This window comes from Mesorhizobium sp. M1365 (assembly GCF_040317865.1).
In the GTDB taxonomy this organism is placed as follows: domain Bacteria; phylum Pseudomonadota; class Alphaproteobacteria; order Rhizobiales; family Rhizobiaceae; genus Mesorhizobium.
The window spans coordinates 25,629-34,418 of record NZ_JAMYLG010000048.1; the positions used below are offsets into that span (position 1 = coordinate 25,629).

9 protein-coding genes are annotated in these 8,790 nt (G+C 64.2%); 3 read left to right on the forward strand and 6 right to left on the reverse strand.

Annotation, left to right across the window (positions count from 1 at the left end; translation table 11 throughout):
• Nucleotides 1-52 precede the first annotated feature (52 nt).
• The gene (locus NKH04_RS29235) at nucleotides 53-607 is read right to left on the reverse strand and encodes an autotransporter (protein WP_353045359.1); all 555 of its coding nucleotides are present in this window, start codon (nucleotides 605-607) and stop codon (nucleotides 53-55) included.
• Between the two features lie 99 nt (nucleotides 608-706).
• On the opposite strand from NKH04_RS29235, the gene NKH04_RS29240 reads away from it, so the two are divergent.
• Complete coding sequence (locus tag NKH04_RS29240; protein WP_353045360.1) at nucleotides 707-1,453, forward strand: GntR family transcriptional regulator; 747 nt, start codon at nucleotides 707-709, stop codon at nucleotides 1,451-1,453.
• A 165-nt stretch (nucleotides 1,454-1,618) separates the two neighbouring features.
• Here NKH04_RS29240 and NKH04_RS29245 read toward each other — a convergent pair whose 3' ends face one another.
• From NKH04_RS29245 to NKH04_RS29265, 5 genes are all read right to left on the reverse strand, one after another.
• Nucleotides 1,619-3,277: an FAD-binding dehydrogenase gene (locus NKH04_RS29245; RefSeq protein ID WP_352832542.1), complete on the reverse strand. Its 1,659-nt coding sequence runs from the start codon at nucleotides 3,275-3,277 to the stop codon at nucleotides 1,619-1,621.
• 55 nt (nucleotides 3,278-3,332) lie between these two features.
• Nucleotides 3,333-4,319 (reverse strand): Gfo/Idh/MocA family protein, encoded by a 987-nt coding sequence (locus tag NKH04_RS29250; RefSeq protein WP_352832545.1) that lies wholly within the window; start codon nucleotides 4,317-4,319, stop codon nucleotides 3,333-3,335.
• 140 nt (nucleotides 4,320-4,459) lie between these two features.
• The gene (locus NKH04_RS29255; protein WP_352472551.1) at nucleotides 4,460-5,035 is read right to left on the reverse strand and encodes a YceI family protein; all 576 of its coding nucleotides are present in this window, start codon (nucleotides 5,033-5,035) and stop codon (nucleotides 4,460-4,462) included.
• Between the two features lie 68 nt (nucleotides 5,036-5,103).
• On the reverse strand, nucleotides 5,104-5,682 hold the full coding sequence (locus NKH04_RS29260; RefSeq protein WP_352472552.1) for a cytochrome b: 579 nt from the start codon (nucleotides 5,680-5,682) through the stop codon (nucleotides 5,104-5,106).
• Nucleotides 5,683-5,742: 60 nt separating this feature from the next.
• Nucleotides 5,743-6,633, reverse strand: a complete 891-nt coding sequence (locus NKH04_RS29265; RefSeq protein WP_352540002.1) for a LysR family transcriptional regulator — start codon at nucleotides 6,631-6,633, stop codon at nucleotides 5,743-5,745.
• A 105-nt stretch (nucleotides 6,634-6,738) separates the two neighbouring features.
• Between NKH04_RS29265 and NKH04_RS29270 the strand changes: the two genes are divergently transcribed.
• Entirely contained in the window at nucleotides 6,739-7,734 is a 996-nt protein-coding gene (locus NKH04_RS29270; protein ID WP_352540001.1) for an aldo/keto reductase, read from the forward strand.
• A gap of 240 nt (nucleotides 7,735-7,974) precedes the next feature.
• On the forward strand, nucleotides 7,975-8,790 hold an 816-nt coding region (locus tag NKH04_RS29275), incomplete at its 3' end, for an IS481 family transposase (protein WP_352819849.1).

Consider the following 8,790-nt stretch of genomic DNA (forward strand, 5'->3'; position numbering starts at 1 on the left):
CCGACGGGTCCGCTGATCACGGCCAAGTTCGCCGCCCGCGACGCCCCTGCGCTCATTCGTGCCCGGACTGCTGAATGGGCCGAGCGCCGGCCAGATAGCGGTCATTGTCAAACGGCTCGGCCTGGTTGCTATCCGGACTCCACAGCTGCCGGTGGGTTCGTGTGAGATCGCCGAGGTAGACATGCAGCGCACCCGATCGCGCACCGCCCGTATTCGCAACCGCATGAACGGTATTTGACGCCATGTGCACCACGGCAGGCGCTGCGATGTCCTGCCTTTCGGGAACATCGAGTTCGCTGCCGGCAACGGGATAGATGAAGTTCGTCTCGCTGCCCTTGTAGGTGCCGATCAAGGCATCCATCAGGTGGTTGTGAGGCGGGTACTGCAGGCCGGGCGACAGAGTGATGTGATAGATCGTCAGGTTCGGACTCGCATGCAGAAGCACCTCGTCGTCGTCTTCTTCGTGAGCGAGTGTTCCCGATGCGTGAAAGCGGTTGGTGTAGTCGCCCAGGACCGTCCTTACCGCTTCGAGGGGATCTGGCCCCTTCGCGGCATTGACGATATCATCAGCAACAGCGTAGAGGGGCGAGTTGGCGGCTAAAGGCATATCAGTTATCCTCCCTGAGATGCTCAGATTATCAATTTGAGATGATCACGCTAGCGAATGCTGAGGCCAGCGTCAATCGGACAGCCAGACGGACAAAATATGAAAACGACGAAGTTGACCGCCGAACCGGCAAGACCGGCTACGGTCGAGGCGACAGCACTGTCAGCCGCCGACGTCCTTCGCAGGGAACAGGCATATGAGCAGCTGAGGAACGACATCATCGCCTGCGTGCTGCGCCCCGGCGAGGCGCTGACGGAGAAACAGATCGGTGGTCGATACCAGATCAAAAAGGCGACCATCCGCGCGGCGCTGGCCCGACTGATGCAGGAAGGACTGGTCAGGAGCGAGCCGCGCCGCGGCTACGTCGTTGCTACGCTCAGCCTGCGGGATGTCAACGAGATCTTCGATGTCCGCAGCTTGATCGAGCCGGAAGTGTTCAGGGTGGCGGCATCGAACATGACTGAGCGCGGGCTCGAGGATGTCAGGCTGGCAGCGCAAAAAGTGCTGAAGCCGGAGACGCTACGCAGCCACGTCGCCTTCCTTGCGGCCGACCGTGCGTTTCGTCTGGCCCTTGCGGAGCTCTCGGGAAATTTACGACTGGCGCATCTGCTGGACCAGATACTCGACCAGTCGGCGCGGGTTCTCCACCTCGGCTTCAAGTCCCGCGACTTCACCCAGTTGATCATCGCCCAGCAAAAGGAGCTGGTCCTTGCCTGTGAGGCAGGCGAGATTTCCGCCATCGTCAAACTTGCCCGTTCGCAGTGCCTGTCTCTCAAGAAGCAGGTGCTCGAGGCTTTGCTTGCCGGTTCCAAGCTTCAAGACGTCAATTTGCAGCCCTTCACCTAGAGCCGGTTCCGGTTCTCCTGGAACCGGTAACCCGCTCTAACTATCTGTTTTGCCGCATTTATGCGGACGCCAAATGATTCCATTCGGCTGCAAAATGCTCTAAGGGAAGTTGGCCATTCGGTGCGACCCGCCACCTTGGCGCAACGGCCGCCGGCGGGCCTTGTTTCACCCCACCGCGTGTGCCGCCGCCCGTCCGGCACTGCGGCCGGAAAAGATGCAGCCGCCGAGAAACGTGCCTTCGAGCGCTGCATAGCCGTGCATGCCGCCGCCGCCGAAACCGGCGGCCTCGCCCGCCGCGTACAGCCCCTCGACTGGTTGGCCGCCGGCGCCCAGCACGCGGCTGTCGAGGTCAGTCTCCAGCCCACCGAGCGTCTTGCGGGTCAGGATGCTGAGCCTGACGGCAATCAGCGGGCCATTGGCGGGATCGAGCAGCTTGTGCGGTCTTGCGGTGCGGATCAGCCGGTCGCCGAGATAGGCTCGCGCGCCGCGCAACGCAGTAATCTGCATGTCCTTGGAGAACGGATTGTCGAGCTGCCGGTCGCGGGCGCGGATTTCGCGCTCAACCTGCGCCAGTTCGAGCAGCGGCTCGCAGCCGGCCACTGCGTTCATGCGGGCGACCAGCGCCGGCAAATCAGGCTCGACGATGAAATCCTCGCCCTTCTCCATGAACGCCTTGACCGGCGCGGGCACGCCGCTGGTGGCGCGGCCGAGCACCTGGCGCCAGCTCTTCCCCGTCAGATCGGGGTTCTGCTCGGAGCCCGACAGCGCGAACTCCTTCTGGATGATCTTTTTGGTCAGGATGAACCAGGAATGATCGAAGCCGGTGCTCATGATGTGGCTGAGCGTGGCCAACGTGTCGAAGCCGGGATAGAGCGGGACCGGCAGGCGCTTGCCGCGCGCATCGAGCCACAGCGATGACGGGCCGGGCAGGATGCGGATCGCATGATCGGTCCAGATCGGTGCCCAGTTCCTGACGCCCTCGACATAGTGCCACATGCGGTCGCGGTTGATCAGCCGGCCGCCGGCGGCTTCGGCGATCGCCAGCATGCGGCCGTCGACATGATCGGGAACGCCAGTGATCATGCGTTTCGGCGGCGCGCCCATCCGCTTCGGCCAATTCTCCCGGACCAGCCGGTGATTGGCGCCGATGCCGCCGGAGGCGACGATGACGGCCTGCGCCTTCAGCTCGAAATCACCGGTGATCTCGCGCGAGCTCTTGCGGCCGCGCTCGGCATCGCTCGCCGCCAATAGGTCGCCGCGCACGCCGTCGACGACGCCGCCCGTCCGCGTCAATTCGTTTACACGGTGACGGAATTTGAAGCGGATCAGCCCGCGTTTCTCGGCCTCGCGCACGCGCTGCACGAACGGTTCGAGCACGCCAGGGCCGGTGCCCCAGGTGATGTGGAAGCGCGGCACCGAATTGCCGTGGCCGACGGCATTGCCGCCGCCGCGCTCGGCCCAGCCGACCACCGGAAAGAATTTCAGGCCGCGCTGCATGAGCCAGGAGCGCTTCTCGCCGGCGGCGAAGCCGAGATAGGCCTCGGCCCAGCGGCGCGGCCAGAGATCTTCCGTGCGGTCGAAGGCTGCGGTGCCCAGCCAATCCTCGAGCGCCAGCTCATACGAATCGCGGATGCGCATGCGCCGCTGTTCGGGCGAATCGACAAGGAAGATGCCGCCGAGCGACCAGAATGCCTGGCCGCCAAGCGACTGTTCCGGCTCCTGCTCGACGATGATGGTCTTCTTGCCGGCCGCAGTCAGTTCGGCCGCCGCGACAAGGCCGGCAAGGCCGGCGCCGACAATGATCACATCCGCATCGTCGGACATCTATTTGGCCATGATCTTGTACAAAAACCGGTCCCGTTGTGGGATCACGGCCGGCCTAGACTGTTTCCCAGCCTTCCTTTTCGCCGGCGCGGAAGATGGCATCGATGACCTTCTGGTTGAGCACCGATTCTTCCAGGGTGAAGACGCGGTCCTTGCCGCCCTGCGCAGCCCGCGCGAAGGCCTCGACTTCCAGCCGGTATTGCTGCGTGCCGGGAAAGCGGAACACCTGCGCCTCGCTGTGGTTCTGGTTGTGCAGCTCGACGCGGTGATGGTCGTAGAGCCCGGCGTTGAACGGTGAGGACACCTCGATGAAGCCCTTCTCGCCGTGGAAGATCATCACCTGGCGTGCCGCCATCTGCGTCGACAGGTAAAACGACAGCTCGAAGTCGCCGAAATCGGCGCGGATCGAGGAATAGATGTCGGTGCCGAACGTCTTGTCGCGCTCGATCGTCGCCTGGACGCGCAGCGGCTCCTTGCCGGTCGAAAAGCGTGTCGACACTGTCGGGTAGACACCGATGTCGGGCAGCGCGCCGCCGCCGAGATCGAGCTTGTTGCGCATGTTGTTGGGGTCGACATTGTAATAGGAGAACGCGCCCTGGACATGGCGCAGCCGGCCGATGGCGCCGTTGGCGATCAGCTCGCGCACCTTGATCCATTGCGGATGGTAGACGACCATGAAGGCTTCGCACACCAGCACCTTCCTGGCATCGCGCAGCTTGATCAGCGGCGGAATGTCCCTGGCATCGAGCGCCAGCGGTTTTTCGACCAGAACATGCTTGCCGGCCTCGATCGCCTTGGCCGTCCATTCGACATGCTGCGAGGTCGGCAGCGGAATGTAGACGCCGTCGATGTCGCTGGAGGCGAGCAGCTCCTCATAGGAGCCGAACGCGTGGCGCGCACCGAAGCGTTCGCCCAGCGCCCGCGCTTTCGACAGATCGCGGCTGGCAATCGCGGACAGCACGCCGTTCTCCGCCTCGACGATTGCCGGCAAAAGCTGCTCGCGGCCGATCTTGGCCGTCGACAAAACACCCCATCGGAACATCAGATTTCTCCTCTCGATTGCAGGCCTGGAGGTTTGCCCTAATTCAGGAGAAAAGCCAATGCGGGAGCATGGCGGCGAACACGGCGATCATCTGCGGCTTGTCCGGATGCCGGCGCTGCCCCCTGCGGAACCTGCAAAGGCTATCCCCTTCTACCCGTCAGCGTCATGTCGAAATCGACGACGTTGGAATAAATCGGCGTGCCGACATCCATGCCGTAGCGCGACCGCAGCACCTTGCCGGTGACGTGGAATTTTATCGTGCCCGCCCGGAGGCCGCCGAGCTCGGCCGTGAATTTTTCCTGAAAGGTCTTGCCGCGCGCCGTCAGCCGGCCGGTGACAAGGGCCGACGTGTCGCCGGTGCGTTTGACGCTGGTCGAACGGAACTGGATCTCCGGATTGTTGGCCGCGTCGAAAACGGCGTCCGAGCGGAGAAAGGCATCGATGCGGCTTTGGCCGGTACCGACGCTTTCGGGGAAGATGGTGAAATTGACCCGGGACCGGCCGACATCACTGTTGTCGATGAGGATACTGCCCTTGAAGCGGGAGAAGGCACCGTCGAGCCCGCCGCCGCCGAGCTTGGCGATGGAGAAATGGATGCTGGAACTCCCCGGGCTGATCGTGTAGCTGCCGGCCGCCTCGCCAAGGGCAACGGCGGCGAAAACAGGCATGGCAAAACAAGCGGCGGCTGCCGCAAATCCGAAGATGCGCGCGTACATGGAAATGGTCCTCTTGGCAGGCAACGCTTTCTTGCGTCCTCGCCCCATCAACGAATGAGCCGTCCGCTCTATTCCCTGTCGTGATGTGACGAAGCCGTGATCATGCGCGTCAGCACGGTATCCCTCAGCCAGAAATGATGGCGCAGCGCTGCGGCGAGATGCAAAGCGACAAGTCCGATGCCGGCATAGGCGAGATACCAGTGCGTCGCTGCCCAGAAGCTTTCTGCCGTGTCCGATTCACCGAGCGGCAGATTGGGCATGACGAACAGATTGAACGGCACGCTCGGGATCTCCAGCACCGAGACCGAGACCAGCGCCCAGCCGGACAGCGGCAGAGCGAGCTGAAACGCATAAAGCGCGAGATGGACCAGCGGCGCCATCCGGCGCTCGAAAGGGCCGACCGAGCGCGGCAGCGGCGGGGCCGGTCTGCCCAGGCGCCAGGCGATGCGCAGGATGACCAGTCCAAGCAGCAGGAAGCCGAAGGATTTATGCAGCTGGATCAGCTCGAAGGCGGTGCGCTGGCTGGACAGCCGCACCATGACGAAGCCGAGCACGAACTGGCCGATAAAGAGCGCCGCGATCAGCCAGTGAAGGATGATCGCCGTCCAGCCGTAGCCGGCCGTCTGGTTTTTGGGCAGTGCTGACATGGTCGGTGAACGAATGCCAGGTCGGCTTTCTTCCACCTCTCCCTTGTGGGGAGGGTTGGCTTACTCGCCGACCTTGAAAAAATCGACAAAGGCCCTGAGCGCCGGCCGCATCTGGCGGCGGCTGGGGTAATAGACGAAGAAACCATCGAAGCGCGGGCACCAGTCCTCCAGCACGCGAACGAGCTTGCCGCCGGCGAGCGGGTCGCGGACATAGTCCTCGAACACGAAGGCGAGCCCGGCGCCGTCGACCGCGGCATTGGCAATCAGATGGTCCTCGTCGAGGATCAGCGGCCCTTGCACCGGGATTTCGATCTCCTCGCCGTTTTTCTCGAATTCCCAGCGGTAGAGAATGCCGCTGGAGAAGCGGAAGCGGATGCAGCGGTGAGCGGCGAGATCGCGCGGATGCTGCGGCTTCGACCTGGTCTCGAAGTAGGATGGCGTGCCGACCACCGCGCCGCGAAGGTCTGGTCCGATGCGCACTGCGATCATGTCGCGCTGCAGGCTCTCGCCCAGCCGCACACCGGCATCGAAGCCGCCCTCGACGACGTCGGTGAAGCGGTCCTCGATGACGATCTCCAGCACGATGTCGGGATAGGCAGCAGCAAAGGCGCCGAGCCTTGGCGTCAGCGCCAGGTGGGCGGCGGTGCGCGGCACGGTCAGCCTGAGATTGCCCGCCGGCCGGTGGCGCGCCTCGATTGCCGATTCAAGCGCAAGGTCGATTTCCGACAGCGCCGGCCTGAGGCGCTCGAGCAGTTGCGCGCCCTCCTCGGTCGGAGCGACGCTGCGCGTGCTGCGCGCCAGAAGGCGCACGCCGAGGCGCGCTTCGAGGCTGGACACCGCGTGGCTGACCGCCGACGGCGCGATTGCCAGTTCCTTGGCGGCGCCGCGAAAACTGCCGCATTGGGCGACCATTGCCAGTACCGCGAGCTGTGAAAGATGGGTTCGCTTCATTGATCTATTTCTTGGAACAGCCCGTGCAATTGAGAGCCGATTATCGAACTCGGCGCAAGACGCTATCTCTGCGGCATCACAACCATCACAACAAGGAGACACGTGATGCAAACCCGAAAGCTTGGCAATGAACTTGACGTCTACCCGGTCGGCCTCGGCTGCATGGGGATGAGCTTTGCCTATGGTGGCCAGCCGGAGGCGGAGGCGATTGCCACGCTGCGCCATGCCGTCGAGATCGGGGTCAATTTCTTCGACACGGCCGAGGTCTATGGCCCTTACGAGAACGAGATCCTGGTCGGCAAGGCGCTGAAGCCGGTGCGTGACAAGGTGACGATCGCAACCAAATTCGGCTTCAAAATCCTCGAAGAAGGCAGCGGCATGGAGCGCATGGCCGGTGTCGATAGCCGCCCGGAGCATGTCAAGGCCGTGGCCGAAGCGTCATTGAAGCGGTTGGATACGGAGGTGATCGATCTCTATTACCAGCACCGCGTCGACCCCAACGTGCCGATCGAGGATACGGTCGGCGCCATGGCCGAGCTGGTGCGCGAGGGCAAGGTGCGGGCGCTCGGCCTGTCGGAGGCGAGTGCGGCGACCATCCGCCGGGCGCATGCCGTGCACCCGATCGCCGCCGTGCAGAGCGAGTATTCACTGTGGAGCCGCGATCCGGAGGAGGAGGTGTTTGCTGTCTGCCGTGAGCTCGGCATCGGCTTTGTCCCCTATAGCCCGCTCGGCCGCGGCCTGCTCACCGGCACGATCGCCAAGCCCGATGTTCTCGGCGCCGACGACTGGCGCCGCGGGTTGCCGCGCTTCCAGGCCGACGCCATGGCGGCCAATGCGGCGGTCGTCGCCGTGCTGGAAAAGATGGCCGCCGGGAAGGGCGTGACGCCGGCGCAGCTGGCGCTCGCCTGGGTGCTGCATCAGGGCGACTTCATTGTCCCGATCCCTGGTGCGCGAAAAATGCGCCATCTGGAGCAGAATACGGCGGCAGCCGATATCGTGCTGAGCCAGGCCGAGGTGGCCTCCATCGGCGACGCCCTGTCGCCGGAAAAGGTGGTCGGCAAGCGCTATACCGAGGAGCTGCTGGCCCTGGTTAACGGGTGAACGGCAATCGACGGCGTAATCGAAACGGGGCGTTTCGGCACCCCTTTTCGACTAATACGGTGCGATGCAAAGCGTTGTGAGACCTCGGCGCGAGGCACCCCCCTCTGTCCTGCCGGACATCTCCCCCTCAAGGGGGTGTTTGGACCGGAGACATCGCGAACAGGTGTGCGAGGACATCGCGAACAGTTTGGCGCGCTTTGCGCCGGGAGGTTCGGGATGCCGTTCGAGGACACGAGCGCGATGAAACAGAAGCTGGAATTTGTCAGGTTGGCGAGCGCGCCGGGAGCGAATGTGAGCGCGTTGTGCCGGCGCTTTGGGATCGGTCGGACCGTGGCTCACAAGTTGATCGCGCGCTATCGGACGGAGGGCGAGGCCGGGCTTTTGGAGCGTTCGCGCCAACCGCTCTCGAGTCCCAGGCGCAGCGCCTGGGAGGTCGAAGCAGCGGCGCTTTCGGTGCGGGCGGCACATCCGGCCTGGGGCGGGCGCAAGATCGCCCGGGTCCTGGCGCGCCAGGGGATTGGCTGTCCGTCGCCCTCGACGGTGACCGGCATCTTGCGTCGCAACGGCGTCGAGCTCGGGGCGCTGGGCGGCGGGGCAAAGCCCTTCATCCGCTTCGAGCACGAAGCGCCCAACGATCTGTGGCAGATGGACTTCAAGGGTCATGTGCCGTTGCGCGCCGGGCGCCTGCATCCGCTGACCGTGCTCGACGACCATTCGCGGTTCTCGATCGTGCTGTCGGCCTGCTCCGACCAGACCACCGAAACCGTGAAAACGCGCCTGATCACGGCCTTCCGCCGCTATGGCCTGCCCTTTCGTATCGCCACCGACAACGGCCCGCCTTGGGGCGATGGCGGCCGCAACGACTTTACCCTGCTCGGCGTCTGGCTGATCGAAATCGGCATCGCCATCGGGCATTCCAGGCCGTATCATCCCCAGACGCTGGGCAAGGAGGAGCGCTTTCACCGCACGCTCAAGGCCGAGGCGCTGCAGGGACCGCCGTTCGAGAACCTGGCGGCGGCCCAGCGGGCCTTCGACCGCTGGCGCCACATCTACAAT